18 protein-coding genes are annotated in these 14903 nt (G+C 68.9%); 16 read left to right on the top strand and 2 right to left on the bottom strand.

What is annotated here, in order from left to right; genetic code table 11:
• Window positions 1-58 precede the first annotated feature (58 nt).
• The 11 genes from F573_RS0110930 (at window position 59) to F573_RS0110880 (ending at window position 9181) form a co-directional block, all read left to right on the top strand.
• Entirely contained in the window at window positions 59-1171 is a 1113-nt protein-coding gene (locus F573_RS0110930) for a sulfite reductase subunit A (RefSeq protein ID WP_019022615.1), read from the top strand.
• Window positions 1168-1641 carry a Crp/Fnr family transcriptional regulator gene (locus tag F573_RS0110925; protein ID WP_019022614.1) on the top strand — a complete coding sequence of 158 codons (474 nt, stop codon included), beginning with the start codon at window positions 1168-1170 and terminating at the stop codon, window positions 1639-1641. Before F573_RS0110930 ends, F573_RS0110925 begins: the two co-directional genes overlap by 4 nt.
• The gene (locus tag F573_RS0110920) at window positions 1631-2506 is read left to right on the top strand and encodes an FAD/NAD(P)-binding protein (RefSeq protein WP_019022613.1); all 876 of its coding nucleotides are present in this window, start codon (window positions 1631-1633) and stop codon (window positions 2504-2506) included. Before F573_RS0110925 ends, F573_RS0110920 begins: the two co-directional genes overlap by 11 nt.
• Entirely contained in the window at window positions 2503-3291 is a 789-nt protein-coding gene (locus F573_RS0110915) for an oxidoreductase (protein ID WP_019022612.1), read from the top strand. The genes F573_RS0110920 and F573_RS0110915 overlap by 4 nt, the downstream gene beginning before the upstream one ends.
• Window positions 3288-4586, top strand: coding sequence for a Ni/Fe hydrogenase subunit alpha (locus F573_RS0110910; protein WP_019022611.1), 1299 nt, complete (start codon window positions 3288-3290; stop codon window positions 4584-4586). Before F573_RS0110915 ends, F573_RS0110910 begins: the two co-directional genes overlap by 4 nt.
• Window positions 4587-4654: 68 nt before the next feature.
• A complete protein-coding gene (locus F573_RS0110905; protein ID WP_019022610.1) occupies window positions 4655-4927 on the top strand; it encodes a BrnT family toxin in 273 nt (90 codons plus the stop codon).
• 25 nt (window positions 4928-4952) lie between these two features.
• On the top strand, window positions 4953-5162 hold the full coding sequence (brnA, locus tag F573_RS0110900; RefSeq protein ID WP_019022609.1) for a type II toxin-antitoxin system BrnA family antitoxin: 210 nt from the start codon (window positions 4953-4955) through the stop codon (window positions 5160-5162).
• A 229-nt stretch (window positions 5163-5391) separates the two neighbouring features.
• Window positions 5392-5865, top strand: coding sequence for a hydrogenase maturation protease (locus tag F573_RS0110895; protein WP_019022608.1), 474 nt, complete (start codon window positions 5392-5394; stop codon window positions 5863-5865).
• Between the two features lie 259 nt (window positions 5866-6124).
• Complete coding sequence (locus F573_RS0110890) at window positions 6125-7249, top strand: Fic family protein (protein WP_019022607.1); 1125 nt, start codon at window positions 6125-6127, stop codon at window positions 7247-7249.
• Between the two features lie 261 nt (window positions 7250-7510).
• Window positions 7511-7984 (top strand): hypothetical protein, encoded by a 474-nt coding sequence (locus tag F573_RS0110885; RefSeq protein ID WP_019022606.1) that lies wholly within the window; start codon window positions 7511-7513, stop codon window positions 7982-7984.
• Between the two features lie 57 nt (window positions 7985-8041).
• Window positions 8042-9181 carry an acyl-CoA desaturase gene (locus tag F573_RS0110880; protein ID WP_019022605.1) on the top strand — a complete coding sequence of 380 codons (1140 nt, stop codon included), beginning with the start codon at window positions 8042-8044 and terminating at the stop codon, window positions 9179-9181.
• Window positions 9182-9273: 92 nt separating this feature from the next.
• Here the strand turns inward: F573_RS0110880 and F573_RS0110875 are convergent, their stop codons facing one another.
• A complete protein-coding gene (locus F573_RS0110875; RefSeq protein ID WP_018868813.1) occupies window positions 9274-9591 on the bottom strand; it encodes a hypothetical protein in 318 nt (105 codons plus the stop codon).
• A gap of 16 nt (window positions 9592-9607) precedes the next feature.
• The gene (locus tag F573_RS0110870; protein WP_019022604.1) at window positions 9608-9847 is read right to left on the bottom strand and encodes a hypothetical protein; all 240 of its coding nucleotides are present in this window, start codon (window positions 9845-9847) and stop codon (window positions 9608-9610) included.
• 73 nt (window positions 9848-9920) lie between these two features.
• Here F573_RS0110870 and F573_RS0110865 point away from each other — a divergent pair, with 73 nt between their 5' ends.
• Genes F573_RS0110865 through hypE form a run of 5 tightly spaced genes read left to right on the top strand, consistent with a single transcriptional unit; the run spans window position 9921 to window position 14874 of the window.
• On the top strand, window positions 9921-10181 hold the full coding sequence (locus F573_RS0110865; RefSeq protein WP_019022603.1) for a hydrogenase maturation nickel metallochaperone HypA: 261 nt from the start codon (window positions 9921-9923) through the stop codon (window positions 10179-10181).
• The gene (gene hypF / locus F573_RS0110860) at window positions 10178-12526 is read left to right on the top strand and encodes a carbamoyltransferase HypF (RefSeq protein WP_019022602.1); all 2349 of its coding nucleotides are present in this window, start codon (window positions 10178-10180) and stop codon (window positions 12524-12526) included. The genes F573_RS0110865 and hypF overlap by 4 nt, the downstream gene beginning before the upstream one ends.
• A 4-nt stretch (window positions 12527-12530) precedes the next feature.
• The gene (locus F573_RS0110855; RefSeq protein WP_019022601.1) at window positions 12531-12788 is read left to right on the top strand and encodes a HypC/HybG/HupF family hydrogenase formation chaperone; all 258 of its coding nucleotides are present in this window, start codon (window positions 12531-12533) and stop codon (window positions 12786-12788) included.
• On the top strand, window positions 12785-13873 hold the full coding sequence (gene hypD, locus F573_RS0110850; RefSeq protein ID WP_019022600.1) for a hydrogenase formation protein HypD: 1089 nt from the start codon (window positions 12785-12787) through the stop codon (window positions 13871-13873). Before F573_RS0110855 ends, hypD begins: the two co-directional genes overlap by 4 nt.
• Window positions 13870-14874, top strand: a complete 1005-nt coding sequence (gene hypE, locus F573_RS0110845) for a hydrogenase expression/formation protein HypE (protein ID WP_019022599.1) — start codon at window positions 13870-13872, stop codon at window positions 14872-14874. The genes hypD and hypE overlap by 4 nt, the downstream gene beginning before the upstream one ends.
• Window positions 14875-14903 lie beyond the last annotated feature (29 nt).

Below are 14903 nucleotides of genomic sequence, written 5' to 3'. Positions count from 1 at the left end.
GCCCGATGGGGCTTCTGGCGCAATATGGAAACCATCCCATCGGGAACGGGAGTGACCCGTGGAAGTGATCGCACCCCAAGCCGTGGATACGCTGATCCGCCTGCTGGCCTCTGATGGCTACGAGGTGGTGGGTCCGACACGGCGCGACGGCGCGATCGTCTACGATCGCGTGGAAGGACTCGACGACCTGCCGGCGGGCTGGACCGACGAACACGCCCCCGGTCACTACCGCCTGCGCGAGCGTGACGACGCGGCCCTGTTCGGCTATGTGGTCGGTCCGCACTCCTGGAAGAAGTACCTGTTCCCCCCGCAGGAGACCCTGTTCCGGCTGACCCGCCAGGCGGACGGCAGCTTTACCACCGAACCGGGCGAATCCGACGCGCCGCCGCGCGCGTTCATCGGCATGCGTGCCTGCGAGCTGGCGGCGATCGGCGTGCAGGACCGGGTGTTCCTCGGCCAGGCGGTGCAGGACCGCGGCTATGCGGCGCGGCGCCGGGACGTGTTCATGGTGGCGGCCCACTGCGCCGAGCCCGGCGGCACCTGCTTCTGCGCCTCGATGGATACCGGACCGCGCGCCCGCGAGGGCTTCGACCTGGCCCTGACCGAGGTAATCGATGCCACGCAGCACTTCCTGGTCGCCGAGGCCGGGAGCGACGCCGGGCGCGCGGTACTCGAGCGGCTGGAGCCGCGCCCGGCCACGGACGCCGAGCAGGCCGCGGCCGAACGGGTGTGGGCCGAGGCGCCTTCAATGATGGGTCGACAGATGCCCGGCGACGCCCGCGAGGTGCTGAACCGGGCCTTCGAGCACCCGCGCTGGGAGGAGACGGCCGAGCGCTGCCTGTCCTGCTCCAACTGCACCCTGGTCTGCCCCACCTGCTTCTGCTCGCAGATCGAGGAGGTGCCCGACCTGGAGGGTCAGCGCACCGAGCGGGTGCGGCGCTGGGATTCCTGCTTCAACCAGGAACACTCGCATCTGGTCGGCGGCGCCCACCGCGACTCGGTAGCCGCACGCTACCGCCAGTGGATCACCCACAAGCTGGCGACCTGGCACGATCAGTTCGACACCTCCGGCTGTGTCGGCTGCGGACGCTGCATCACCTGGTGCCCGGTCGGGATCGACATCACCGAGGAGGTCACCGCGGTGCGCCGCGACCCGGAGGGCCGGGCATGAACGAGCTGCTGGCGATCCTCGAGGACCAGCCGTTCTTTGCCGACATGGAGCAGGAACACCGGCGCCTGCTGGCGGCCTGCGCCGCCAAGTGCGGTTACCCGGCCGGCACGCGGCTGATGCGCGACCACGAGCCGGCGGAGACCTTCTGGCTGATCCGAGAGGGCCAGGTCGCGCTGGAGAGCCCACTGCGCGAAGGCTGCGTGACCTTCCAGACCCTTGGGCCCGGCGACATCCTCGGCTGGTCGTGGCTGCTGCCGCCGTATCGCGCCAGTTACGACGCCCGGGCGATCACCGATCTGCAAACCCTGCACTTCGATGCCGGCGTGCTGCGCGAACATATGGAGGCCAACCCGGCCTTCGGCTACATGCTGATGAAACATTTCTCCGCACTGATCGTGCAGCGGCTGCAGGCCGCGCGGTTGCAGGCGCTGGACATCTACAGCCACGGAGGCCCCGGGGATGGAACCTGAGACCCTGCAGCCCCGCGCCGACAGCGCCCTGCCGGAACAGGCGATGGCGCCGCAGCCCTGGCGCATCCATTCCGTGCGCCCGGATGTCGCCAGCAACGAGGTGTTCAGCTGGACGCTGTACCCCGAACCGGGGGTCGAACCGGGGCCGCCGCCGGCGCCCGGGCAGTTCAACATGCTCTACCTGTTCGGCGTGGGCGAGGTGCCGATCTCGGTGTCTGCGATCACCGACGATGGCGGCATCGTGCACACCACCCGCGCGGTGGGCAGCGTGACCCGCACGATGCAGGAGCTGGGACCCGGCGCGGTGGTCGGCCTGCGCGGGCCGTTCGGCACGGCCTGGCCACTGGAACAGGCGCGCGGGCGCGACCTGGTGCTGGTCGCCGGCGGCATCGGTCTGGCCCCGCTGCGGCCGGTGATCCATGCGGCGCTGGAACGGCGCGACGACTTCGGCCATGTGGTGATCTGCTACGGCGCACGCTCGCCCGGCGACATGATCTTTCGTGACGAGCTGGACGCCTGGGGCGCGCGCGACGATCTCGACCTGCGCATCACCGTGGATCGCGGCACGGCCGCGTGGCGCGGCGATGTCGGCGTGGTCACCCAGCTGATCGACCGCGGCGGCTTCGACCGGCGCAACACGCTGGCGATGGTCTGCGGCCCGGAGGTGATGATGCGCTTCGCGGCGTCCTCGCTGGAGCGACGCGGCGTCAAGCCGGAAGACATCTTTGTCTCCATGGAGCGCAACATGCGCTGCGCGGTGGGCTTTTGCGGGCACTGCCAGATCGGTTCGCAGTTCGTCTGCCGCGACGGCCCGGTCTTCCCCTACCCGGTGATGGAGCCGGCCTTCCGGATACGCGAACTATGAGTGCCGAACGTCCGACCCTTGCCGTATTCAAGTTCGCCTCCTGCGACGGCTGCCAGCTCTCGCTGCTGGACTGCGAGGACGAGCTGCTTGCGGTCACCGACCGGATCCGGATCGCCCATTTCCCCGAGGCCACGCGCACCCGCATCGACGGGCCGTGGGACCTGACGCTGGTGGAGGGCTCGATCACCACGCCGGAGGCGGCCGAAGAGATCCGCGAGATCCGCCGCGCGTCGAAGTTCCTGGTCACCATCGGCGCCTGTGCGACCACCGGCGGCATCCAGGCCCTGCGTAATTTCGCGGACGTCGAGGAATTCACCCGCCAGGTCTACGCCCACCCGGAGTACATCTCGACCCTGGCCACCTCGGATGCGATCAGCCAGCACGTGCCGGTGGACTTCGAACTGCGCGGTTGCCCGATCGACAAATACCAGCTGATCGAGGTCATCAGCGCCTTCCTCTACGGTCGGCGTCCGCAGGTCTCCAGCGCCAGCGTCTGCGAGGAATGCAAGCGCGCCGGACAGGTCTGCGTGATGGTCGCCCACGGCACGCCCTGCCTGGGTCCGGTCACCCACGCCGGTTGCGGCGCGTTGTGCCCCGGCTGCCACCGCGGCTGCTACGGCTGCTTCGGCCCCAAGGAGACGCCGAACGCGCCCGGCCTGTCCGGGCAGCTGGAGGCCCTCGGCATGGAGCGCGCCACCCGCGTGCGCTTCTACCGCACCTTCAATGCCGGCGCCGACGCCTTCCGCGAGGAGAGCGAGCGCGAAGAATCAGGAAACGGACCATGAGCGAGACCCGCACCATCGAAGTCGACTACCTCGCGCGCGTGGAGGGCGAGGGCGCGATGTACGTGCGCACCGAGGGCGACCGCGTGGAGGAGGTGAAGCTGTCGATCTTCGAGGCCCCGCGCTTCTTCGAGGGCTTCCTGCGCGGGCGCGACTTCCGCGAGGCCCCGGACATCACCGCGCGCATCTGCGGCATCTGCCCGATCGCCTACCAGCTGGGCGCCTCGCTGGCGATGGAGGACGTCTGCGGGGTAACCGTGGATGGCGTGCTGCAGGACCTGCGTCGGCTGGCCTACTGCGGCGAATGGATCGAGAGCCACGCGCTGCACGTGTTCATGCTCCACCTGCCGGACTTCCTCGGCTATCCCGACGCGGTCACCGCCGCGAAGGACCACCCGGACATGGTGCGCAACGGCCTGCGCATCAAGAAGATCGGCAACTCCATCCTGCGCCTGCTGGGCGGGCGCGAGATCCACCCGGTCAACCTGCGGGTCGGCGGCTTCTACCGCACGCCGACGCCCGACGAGGTCGCCGGCCTGCGCGAGGAGCTGGCCTGGGGCCTGGAGGCTGCCTCCGAGGTGGCCGAATTCCTCGCCACCCTCGACTACCCGAACCTGGAACGCGACTACGAGTTCGTGTCGCTGGTGCACCCGGACGAATACCCCATCACCCACGGCCGCCTCGGCTCCGGCAGCGGCCTGGACGCCGCCATCCGCGAGTACGATGACGTCTTCACCGAGGAGCACGTGGCCCACTCCAACGCCCTGCACAGCCACCGCTCCGACAGCGGCGAACCGGTGTTCATGGGTCCGCTGGCGCGCTTCGCACTGAACCGTGAACGCCTCACCCCGCGCGCCGCCGAACTGGCCGAGCGCGCCGGGCTGGGCGCCGCCTGCCGCAACCCGTTCCGCAGCATCCAGGTGCGCATGATCGAGATCGTGCTCGCCTTCGAGGAGGCCCTGCGCCTGGTCGACGGCTACCGGGCCGCACCGGCCGAACCCGCGCTGCCGGTCACCCCGCGCGCCGGCACCGGCTTCGGCGCCACCGAGGCCCCGCGCGGCATCTGCTACCACCGCTACAGCATTGACGAGGCGGGCCTCATCACCGACGCCAAGATCGTCCCGCCCACCTCGGTCAACCAGCCCACCATCGAGGCCGACCTGCGCGAACTGGTGCAGACCCATCTCCATCTGCCGGACGACGAACTGCGCCACCACTGCGAGGTGGCCATCCGCAACTACGACCCCTGTATCTCCTGCGCCACCCACTTCCTCGACCTCACCGTCGACCGCCAGTAAGGCCCTGCGCGAAGGAACGCTTGCCTCTACGAGAGCAAAAACCACCATTCTGGTATAATTTCTACACCATGAAGTCATTCGAGTTTGACGAACGGAAGAGTCGATCGAACCTAGAGAAACACGGCATCGACTTCGTGACCGCCCAGGCCCTCTGGCGTAACCCCGATCTGCTGGAGATCCCCGGCCGCACGGAGGACGAACCCCGCTTTCTGGTGATCGGTCGCATTGAAAGAAGGCACTGGACCGCCGCTGTCACTCACCGAGAGGCCTGCGTCCGTATCATTTCCGTACGCAAGTCGCGCAAAGAAGAGGTTGCGCTGTATGAAAGCGAAGACAGTTGACGAGCGCTTTGACAGCGGAGAAGAGATGACCGATGCCCTGGACCTGTCCGGGGCCCAACGACCGCTGCGCAAACAACGGCGGGTAAACGTGGACTTCCCGGACTGGATGATCGAGTCCCTGGACCGAGAAGCCAGCCGATTGGGCGTCACCCGTCAATCCATCATCAAGATCTGGCTGGCGGAGCGGCTGGAAACGACCGCTGCTGCCCGGAAAAGCGAGGGCGCGCCGCGTTAGTCACCGCCAGGTATCGACTGGGAGCGCCCCGTGGCACGACCATCCGGACAGACCCCACGGGAAAAACGGCTGCCTGCGGCTTCCGAGGCAGACGGGCGGCGATCGGACCTGAGCGACGAACACCGCGAAGAAACTCTCAAGGCGGCAAGAAACTCTCAAGGCGGCAAGAAACACCCCCGTAGCACCTGAACACCCGCAAGAGGCATCCGCTGCCGCTCCCGACATGCCAATGACCGACAAAGAGGCGCTGGTCATCGGCATCGGCAACCCCTGGCGCGGCGACGACGGCATCGGCCACGCCGTGGTGGATGCACTGGCCGATACCCCGGGTCTCGCCACCGCGAAAAGCCACGGCGAGCCCGCCGAACTGATGGAGCTGTGGCAGGGCCACGACCCGGTGATCCTCGTCGATGCCATCGTCACCGGCGCTGCGCCCGGCACCCTCCACCGGCTGGACGCCCGCGAGCCGCTGCCGCGCGGCGCCCGCTACTCCTCCCACGGCATCGGCCTCGCCGAGGCCGTCGAACTCGCCCGCTCGCTGGACGAACTCCCGGACACCCTCATCGTTCACGGCATCGAGCCTGCCCGCCTCGAAGATGGCGCCGGCCTCTCGCCCGAGATCCGCGACAGCCTTGCCCGGGTCGTCCGCCGAATCACGAGCGATCTCGCCGGGGCGGTATCCGGGTCTCGCGGCACCCCCTGAATCGATTCAGTCCAATGGCAAACAACCGCCTTGGTCCGGGATTCGGGGCCGATCAGGAAACTTGGCACGCTTGTCGCTCACCGACCTCGCCGAATGAACAACAAACAAGTTTGACAGTAACGGAATGCCGGCAAGCCCCATTGAGATCAATAATCCGGCCATTATTGAACGCAAACCCTGTTGGGGTCTTCTTGTTGACGACAAAGCCATTTGTTGCTCAAATCCAGTCGTTGGTTAATCACAAACGAGCGTGGGCGACATGAACATCGACTGTACTCGCGCCATGCATTACCACACCGGTGACTTCCCGCCCCGCCCGCTCGATTACAGCCGTCTCATGCCGTCGTTGCTGGCCGCAACCGATGCGCTGGCGCGCTACGACCAGACCCTGCAGAACATCCATAACAGCGAAATCTTCCTGGCCCCGCTACGCAGCCAGGAGGCCGTGATCTCCTCGCGCATGGAAGGCACCATCAGCACGCTCGACGAGATTCTGGAGCTGGAAGCGGAACAGGACGAAAACGAGACCGGGGCCACCGGACTGTACCGATCCGACGTTGTCGAAACGGCCCTGTACCGACGGGCCCTCAATACGGCCCAGGCACAGCTCGAAGACGGCTACCCGCTCTCCGAGGGCCTGATTCGCAGCATCCACCAACAGCTACTCTCGTTCGGGCGGGGGGCGGAGAAATCCCCCGGCCAGTACAAGACGGAGCAGAATTACGTCGGTGAACGCGGCAGCCGGGAGGCCCGTTTCGTTCCCGCGACACCCGAACAGCTGGTCAGCGGCATGCAGACGCTGTTCGCGTTCATAGCCAGCGACGATGTACCGCTGTTGCTCCGCACCGCGCTGGCGCACGCGGAGTTCGAGGCCCTGCACCCGTTCAAGGACGGCAACGGCCGCGTGGGACGGATGCTGATCACGCTGATGTTGTGGCACGGAGGAGCCATATCCGCGCCACATTTCTATGTGAGTCGCTACTTCGAAGAGCAAAAGGACGACTATGTTGCCCGGTTACGCGAGGTATCGGCCAGCGGCCACTGGGAGGAATGGTGCTGCTTCTTTCTGGACGCCGTGCGTGAACAGGCCCGGAGGAACACGGACGTGGCCCGCTCCATTCGCGATCACTACGAGGAAATGAAAGTCCGTTTTGCCGATGTCCTCGGCTCCCGGTATTCCGTCCTCGCACTCGACTACCTGTTCACCTGGCCGGTCTTTCGCAACAGCCATTTCACACAGTCCGCGGGAATTCCCCGACAAACCGCCGCGCGCTTCACCCGTGTACTTCTTGAAGAAGGCCTTCTGCAGCCGGTGCGCGAGGCTGCTGGCCGCCGTTCGGCCGTCTATCGCTTCGAGTCCCTGATGCGGCTCGTCCGCGTTTGACTCCTTTCTGCACTCAAAGGTCTGTGCTGCATGCGCCCGGACGGCAGACACGCATTTTTCCGTGGCGACAGAAGTGGGCCGCACTCTCCGACCCGGGGGAGTTCATTCGCGAGGCCTATCCGGGTCCGTGAGAAGAAAGGGGCCGGATACGACGAGAGACCCGGCCCCGTTTCCATTTTTGCGTCGGGCGAAAAGGGCTGCCCGAGGCTGGCCTATTTGTGAACGATCTCCTCCTTCAGGGAGCAGGAAATGAAGTGAGAGATGGCGGAGCCAGACCTGACACGGGTACGCGCAGCCCTCGACGCCGGTGACTATGCCCGGGCGCGCGAGCTGATTGACGACCTCACCCTCCCGCCTTCGTCGGAGCTGCTGGAACTCCAGGCCATGGCGGCATATGGAGACGGAGACCTGGAAGGGACTCTGGCCGCGGATGCACCGGACAACCCGATCCGGGCGTGGATCGCTGCGGCAAGAACCTACGAACGTCTGATGTGCGGCGACATGCCGGGGACCGGACACTGGGCGCGAAAGGCGATGGAAAGGGGACACAGGCCCGGCCTGAAGGCACCGGCAATCATCGGACAGGTAGCCCACGCCAGAGCCCGCATCCATGATGGCGCGGTCGACGAAGGGCTGAGTGCGCTGGACGATGTGGCCGTTGAGCTGACCGCCGGCGCCCTGGGCCCTGTGGGTTTTACACCCTGTTGGGCATTTTTTGCTCGCAACGTGGTCTGAACGAACATGAAGGGGCAAGCATTGGCGCTTGCCCCGATCGTCAGCAGGTATCTTTCGATGTCCGAACCGACCCCGCCGATTGCCCGGACCACGGCGATCTTCTTTCTGGCGAGCAATCTGGCCGCCCTCACGCTGGTGCCGTGGTGGGGCCTGACGCAGGGCTTCAGTGGCGCGGCCTGGGCCTTTTTCGGGATCTTCATGGTGCTCGGCGGCCTGGGGATTACCGTGGGCTATCACCGGCTGTGGGCGCATCGCAGCTTCAAGGCGCGCGGCCCGCTGCGCGTGATTCTGGCGCTTTGCGGGGCCCTGGCACTGCAGAACAGCATCTACAACTGGAGCGCGCGGCACCGCGTGCATCATGGCTACGTGGATGACGTGGAACGCGACCCGCATTCCATCAAGCGCGGCTTCTGGCACGCCCACATGGGATGGATGCTGCGCAACTGGCCCGCCAGCCGGGCCGATTATTCACGCGCGAAGGACCTGACGAAGGATCCGGTGGTGATGTGGCAGCACCGCCACTACTGGACCCTGGTGTGGGGGCTGAACCTGGGGCTGCCCTTGCCGCTGGGGCTGGTGTTCGGGGACGTGATCGGCATGCTGCTGCTGGCGGGCGTGCTGCGGCTGGTGCTCAGTCACCATTTCACGTTCTTTATCAACTCCCTGGCGCACTGGTGGGGATGGCGCCCCTACAGTGACGAGAATACCGCCGTGGACAACGGCCTGGTCGCGTTGCTCACCTGGGGCGAGGGGTACCACAACTTCCACCATGCCTTTCAGGGCGACTACCGCAACGGCGTGCGCTGGTGGCAGTACGACCCCTCGAAGTGGCTGATCAACCTGCTGGCGTGGACGGGGCTGGTGCATGACCGGCGCTGGACGCCGCGCTTCAAGATCCTGCGCGCGCGGCTGCACACCGAGTTCCGCCGCCTGCTGAACTCCGATGCGGCCGGGCCGGTGCACGACACCTGGCGCGCGACCGTGGAACGCGAGTACCAGCACTTCCGCGATACGGTGAACCAGTGGCAGCAGGCGCAGGCGGACAACATGCGGGCCGGTCGCGAGGCCCTGAACGACCGCTGGCTGCGCACGGAACTGCGTACTCGATTCAAGGAACTGGAGTATCGCCTCAAGATGCAGCGTCGCCGCCTGCGCGCGCTGTCGGCCTGCCAAGGCACGGCATCGGCTTCCGCCTGACGCCCTGCCCTCCCGGGAGTTCAGGGGCCCGGAGAGTGCATTGAAGCGGACGACCCGGTCGGCCTCGGGCATGCGCCCGCTACCCGACTGCGCTAGGCCGTGTCGTCGGCGATCTTTTTCGCCACGCGGTCGGCGACCTTGCCGCGCACCACCACCTCGTCGGCTCCGGCCTCACGCGCGGCCTTGAGCATGCTCCCTTCCACATGCGGGCCAAAGGCGAGGATGGCGGCATCCGGGCAGCGTTCACGCCAGGTCGACACACTCCCGACGTCCCGTGCACCCAGGTCGATCACGATCAGGTCGGGGGCTGCGGGCTCGCCGCTGCCGGTCACTTCGGCACCGGCCGCGCGCCAGCGCGATTCGAGCCGCACGCGGGTCATCAGGTCGGGGGTGTCGATGTGGATCTGCATGGATGTCGGGCTCCGTTCAGTGGGTATCCGCCGCCCGTACCCGTCGAACATGCCGGATGACATCCGCGGCGAACGGGATGGAGAGGACAACGCCGGCCGCGATCAGTGCCGGGCCGTAGTACGGGAAGCGCAGTGCCTCCGGCACCAGATGGAGTCCGGCAAAAAGTTCGACCAGCCCCAGCGTAATCAGAACGGTCCCGAAGAGGTCGAGACCCAGCAGAAACATCGACGGTTTCCAGGTTTCGTTCTTTTCCATGCCGCCTCCCTGCAGCCATTATAGGAAGGAACCAGTCTACCTTAAGGAAACCGGGACGGGGAGACACTGAACCATGCACGAACATTCGCTTATGGCCGACTTGCTGCGCAAGATCGAGCAGGTGGCGGCCGACAACAATGCCGAGCGCGTGACCCGGGTCCGGGTGTGGCTGGGGGCGCTGTCGCATATCACGCCGGAGCATTTCCGCGAGCATTTCGAGGACGGCACCCGCGGCACAGTGGCCGAGGGCGCCGAACTGGAGGTGGAGACCTCGGACGACGACACCCACCCCGAAGCCCAGCAGATCCTGCTGCGGAACCTGGACGTGGTGTGAACGACCGCGCTCGTGCGCGCTGGCGCCTGATCGTCGCAGGCCGGGTCCAGGGCGTCGGGTTCCGGCCGTTCGTCGCCCGCCAGGCGCGTCGGCTGGGGCTGACGGGGGCGGTCGCGAACACCGCGGAAGGGGTCGTGATCGAGATCGAAGGGCCGCAGGCGGCACTGAAGTCCTTCCGACATTCCCTGGAGGAGGACGGCCCGCCGGCCGCACGCGTGGACCTGATCACCGCCACTACGATTCCGCCGCTCGGCGATACGGATTTTTACGTCCGCACCCATCATGCCGCCGGCGGGGGCGCTCCCGCACTGGCCCCCGACCGCGCGCCCTGCCCGGCGTGTCGGACCGAAATCCGTGACCCGGCTGCGCGGCGGTTCCGCTATCCGTTCACCGCCTGTGCCGACTGCGGACCGCGCTGGAGCATCACGACCGGCCTGCCCTGGGAGCGGGCGCGGACCACGCTCGCCGGGTTTGCCCTGTGTCCGGCGTGTCTCCGCGAATTCGAGGACCCGGAGGACCGGCGCTTCCACGCGGAGGCCATGGCCTGTCCGGAGTGCGGCCCGCAACTCACGCTGCGCACGCCGGACGGGGACGCGCGGAGCACCGGCGACGCCGCCCTGCGCGCGGCGGTGGACATCCTGCGCGAAGGGGGCATTCTGGCCCTCAAGGGCACGGGCGGCTTCCAGCTGCTGGTGGATGCCACCCGACCGGATGCGGTCGCGCGGCTGCGCCGGCGCAAGCAGCGGCCGGAAAAGCCGCTGGCGGTCATGCTGCCGGGCCGGGCCGAACCGGCATCGCTCGCCCGCATCGACGAGGTCGAGCAGGCGCTGCTGGAATCCCCCGAGGCCCCCATCGTGCTGGTCGAGGGCCGGCCGGAGGCGCCGCTGGCCGAGGAGGTCGCCCCGGGTCTCGGGCGTCGCGGACTGATGCGCCCGTCCACCCCGCTGCACCTCCTGCTCCTGGACGACTTCGGCGAACCGGTGGTCTGCACTTCCGGGAACCGCAGCGGCGAGCCCCTGTGCGTGGAAGGCAACGAGGCGGTTGCCCGGCTGGGCGATATCGCGGACGCGATCCTGGATCACGACCGGCCGGTCGCGCGGGCGCTGGACGACTCCGTGTTCCAGGTCGCCGCCGGCGAACCCCAGTGCCTGCGACTGGGGCGCGGCTGCATGCCAACGCGCGTGCCGCTGCCTGCGGGGGAGCCCGCGGTTGCGCCCGCGCCGGTGACCCTGGCCCTGGGCGGACAGCTCAAGGCCGCGCCCGCCCTGGCGCTCGCGAACGAAGTGGTGGTCGGCGCCCATGTCGGCGACCTGGAAAGCGATGCGGCATTGCAGCGGCTGAACGGCGAGGCCCGGGCGCTGGGGGAACTCTGCGGGGTGGACATCGAACGGATCGCCTGCGACCGACACCCGGATTACGCGTCCACACGCCTGGCCGAAACCCGGGACCTGCCGCTCACGCGGGTACAGCATCATCACGCCCATGCGGTGGCGGCCCTCGCGGAGCACGGCGTGCGCGAACCGGCGCTGGCCCTGGTGTGGGACGGGGCCGGGCTGGGCGACGACGGTACGCTGTGGGGCGGCGAGTGCCTGAGTCTCGACCGTGACGGTAGCTGGCGCCGCAGCGGGCATCTGCGACCGTTCCGCCTGCCCGGAGGCGAGGCCGCGATGCGCGAACCGCGGCGCGCGCTGCTGGGTCTGCTGCATGCCCGGTACCACGGCGATCGCGCGACCCTCGAGGCCAGTCCCGCGCGCGCCCTGTTCACCGCAGCGGAATGGCAGCCGCTGCTCGCCTGCCTGGACCGGGGGATCAACGCCCCGGTGACCTCCAGTGCGGGAAGGCTGTTCGATGCGGTCGCGGCACTCAGCGGCCTGCGCATCGCCGCCGGCTACGAAGGCCAGGCCGCGCTGCGCGTGCAGGAAGCCGCGGAGGCAGCCGGGCCCGCAGACAATGGTGCAAAGTACGGCGATACAGACGCGATCCCGCTGGATACCGACCTTGCACCCTGGCAGGGCGACTGGGCCCCGCTGGTCGATGCCCTGCTCGCGGAACGCCCGGCGCGGCCGGTGGACGCGCCCGCACGCATGGCCACGCGGCTGCACCGGGCGCTCGCGGGATTCGCGGTCGCGGCGGCCCGCGCCAATAACCGGGAAACCGTGGCATTGACCGGCGGATGCTTCCAGAATCGGTGGTTGCTGCAACAATGCGTGGACGCCCTGCGGGCGGCCGGTTTCCGCCCGCTCTGGCCGCAGCGCATCCCGCCCGGCGACGGCGGGCTGGCGACCGGCCAGGCCGTGATTGCAAGACGGGCGACCTCGCCCGTGCGAACCACCGACGGAGACTGAGACCATGTGCCTGGCCATCCCCGGCCGCATCGACCATGTGGAGGAAGCGGACGATCCGCTGTTCCGCCAGGCCCGCGTGGCCTTCGGCGGGGTTGCGCGCACGGTGTCGCTGGCCTGTACGCCGGAGGCCGGGCCCGGCGACTACGTGCTGGTGCACGCCGGCATCGCGATCGCCACCGTCGACGAGGCGGCCGCCGAACGCACCCTGGCCGCCCTGCGCGAGATCCCCGGGCACGATCCGTCCGCTCCGGAGGGTCCGTGAAGCACCTCGACGAATACCGCGACCCGGCGCTGATCCTGCAGCAGGTCGAGGCGATCCGCGCGGCCTGCACCCGGCGCTGGACGCTGATGGAGGTCTGCGGCGGCCAGACCCACGCGATCCTGCGCCACGGGCTGGACGAGCTGCTGGCCGACTCGGTCGAGCTGCTCCACGGGCCCGGCTGCCCGGTCTGCGTGACGCCCACCGAGACCCTGGACCGGGCCGTGCTGCTGACCCGCCGCCCCGAGGTGATGCTGTGCACCTTCGGCGACATGCTGCGCGTACCCGGCGCGCTGGGCGACCTGAACGCCGCGCGCGCGGCCGGCGGGGAGGTGCGCGTGATCTACTCGCCGCTGGATGCGGTCGCCCTGGCGCGCGAACACCCGGAGCGCGAGGTGGTGCTGCTGGCGGTCGGCTTCGAGACCACCGCCCCGGCCGCCGCGCTCGCGGTACTGCAGGCCGAGGCCCTGGGGCTGTCCAACCTGTCGCTGCTCGTCTCGCACTCGCTGGTACCGCCGGCGATGGAGGCCCTGCTCACCGATCCGGACAGTCGCATCCAGGGCTTTCTGGCCGCCGGACACGTCTGCACGGTGGAAGGTGCAACCGTCTACCGGACGATCGCCGAACGCTTCCGGACCCCGATCGTGGTGACCGGCTTCGAGCCGGTGGACCTGCTGGCCGGGATTCGGGCCTTCGTGGAGCAGCTGGAACGCGGCGAAGCGCGGGTGGAGAACCGCTACGACCGCGCCGCCCGCGATGACGGCAACGCCGCCGCGCGCGATGCGGTCACCCGCGTGTTCGAGCCGGTGGAACGCGAGTGGCGCGGGATGGGCCGCCTGCCCGCCAGCGGGCTGGGCCTGCGTCCGGAATACGCGCGCTTCGATGCCCTGAAGCGCTTCGAACTGGCCGGGACCGAATCCGGAGGAGACGGTCCCTGTATCGCCGGCCAGGTGCTGCGCGGGCTGAGTCGACCCACCGACTGTCCGGCCTTCGGCCGCGAATGCACCCCGGATCACCCCCTGGGAGCGCCGATGGTCTCCTCCGAGGGGGCCTGCGCGGCCTACCTCCACTACCGGGGCGAAACATGACCGCCGAGGTCGTGCGGCTGGCGCACGGCGGCGGGGGCCGGCTGCAGGCGAAGCTGCTGGACGAGGTGATCCTGCCGGCCCTGGGCGCCCGCGCCGGCGGCGCCCCCGATGCCGCCGTGCTCGATGCGCCAGGCGGGCGCCTGGCCATGACCACCGACAGCTTCGTGGTGCGGCCGCTGTTCTTTCCCGGCGGCGACATCGGCCGCCTCGCGGTGCACGGCACGGTCAACGACCTGGCGATGGCCGGGGCGCGTCCGCTGTGGCTGACGCTGGGGCTGATCCTCGAGGAGGGGCTCCCGCTGGAGGACCTGCGCCGCGTCCTCGCCTCCGTAAGCGCGGCCGCCGAAGAATGTGGTGTGCAGGTGGTGGCCGGCGACACCAAGGTGGTCGAGGCCGGGCATGGTGACGGGGTCTACATCAACACGAGCGGCGCGGGCGTGGTCCCGGACGGGGTTGGCATCGAACCGAGCGCGATCCGGCCGGGCGACGTGCTGCTGGCCAGCGGCGATCTCGGGCGCCATGGCGTGGCCATCCTCGCCGCCCGCGAGAACCTCGGCCTCGAGCCGCCGGTTCCCAGCGACAGCGCGTCGGTGGCCGCGGGCGTGGCGGCCCTGCTGGACGCCGGTGTGCCGGTACATGCACTGCGCGACCCCACCCGCGGCGGCACGCTGGCCGCGCTGCAGGAGCTGGCCGAGGCCTCCGGCTGCCGCCTGGTGCTGGAGGATGAGGCCATTCCCGTACGCGAAGACGTACGCGGGGCCTGCGAGATCCTCGGGCTGGACCCGCTGCACTCGGCCTGTGAGGGGCGGTTCCTCGCGGCCGTCCCGGCGGACCATGCCGAGCAGGCACTGGCGATCCTGCGATCCGTTCCCGAGACCCGGGACGCGGTCGCCATGGGCCGGGCCGCGGCCGGCGACCCTGCGGTGATCCGGCGCCTGGCCACCGGCGTGGAACGCCGACTGGTCCTGCCGGCCGGAGAACAGCTCCCGCGCATCTGCTGAAAACCGCGCCGGCACGCGCTATCGTTGGT

The organism is Thioalkalivibrio sp. ALE23 (assembly GCF_000378545.1).
GTDB lineage: Bacteria > Pseudomonadota > Gammaproteobacteria > Ectothiorhodospirales > Ectothiorhodospiraceae > Thioalkalivibrio.
This window is presented reverse-complemented; position numbering and strand designations above follow the sequence as displayed.

Excerpts from the sequence above, each read along its gene's own strand:
- F573_RS0110880 (WP_019022605.1), top strand. The coding sequence starts at position 8,042 with ATGTCCGAACCGACCCCGCCGATTGCCCGGACCACGGCGATCTTCTTT.
- F573_RS0110915 (WP_019022612.1), top strand. The coding sequence starts at position 2,503 with ATGAGTGCCGAACGTCCGACCCTTGCCGTATTCAAGTTCGCCTCCTGC.
- F573_RS0110890 (WP_019022607.1), top strand. The coding sequence starts at position 6,125 with ATGAACATCGACTGTACTCGCGCCATGCATTACCACACCGGTGACTTC.
- F573_RS0110910 (WP_019022611.1), top strand. The coding sequence starts at position 3,288 with ATGAGCGAGACCCGCACCATCGAAGTCGACTACCTCGCGCGCGTGGAG.
- F573_RS0110920 (WP_019022613.1), top strand. The coding sequence starts at position 1,631 with ATGGAACCTGAGACCCTGCAGCCCCGCGCCGACAGCGCCCTGCCGGAA.
- hypE (WP_019022599.1), top strand. The coding sequence starts at position 13,870 with ATGACCGCCGAGGTCGTGCGGCTGGCGCACGGCGGCGGGGGCCGGCTG.
- F573_RS0110885 (WP_019022606.1), top strand. The coding sequence starts at position 7,511 with ATGGCGGAGCCAGACCTGACACGGGTACGCGCAGCCCTCGACGCCGGT.
- F573_RS0110865 (WP_019022603.1), top strand. The coding sequence starts at position 9,921 with ATGCACGAACATTCGCTTATGGCCGACTTGCTGCGCAAGATCGAGCAG.
- F573_RS0110905 (WP_019022610.1), top strand. The coding sequence starts at position 4,655 with ATGAAGTCATTCGAGTTTGACGAACGGAAGAGTCGATCGAACCTAGAG.
- brnA (WP_019022609.1), top strand. The coding sequence starts at position 4,953 with ATGACCGATGCCCTGGACCTGTCCGGGGCCCAACGACCGCTGCGCAAA.
- F573_RS0110895 (WP_019022608.1), top strand. The coding sequence starts at position 5,392 with ATGACCGACAAAGAGGCGCTGGTCATCGGCATCGGCAACCCCTGGCGC.
- F573_RS0110875 (WP_018868813.1), bottom strand. The coding sequence starts at position 9,591 with ATGCAGATCCACATCGACACCCCCGACCTGATGACCCGCGTGCGGCTC.
- F573_RS0110925 (WP_019022614.1), top strand. The coding sequence starts at position 1,168 with ATGAACGAGCTGCTGGCGATCCTCGAGGACCAGCCGTTCTTTGCCGAC.
- F573_RS0110855 (WP_019022601.1), top strand. The coding sequence starts at position 12,531 with ATGTGCCTGGCCATCCCCGGCCGCATCGACCATGTGGAGGAAGCGGAC.
- F573_RS0110870 (WP_019022604.1), bottom strand. The coding sequence starts at position 9,847 with ATGGAAAAGAACGAAACCTGGAAACCGTCGATGTTTCTGCTGGGTCTC.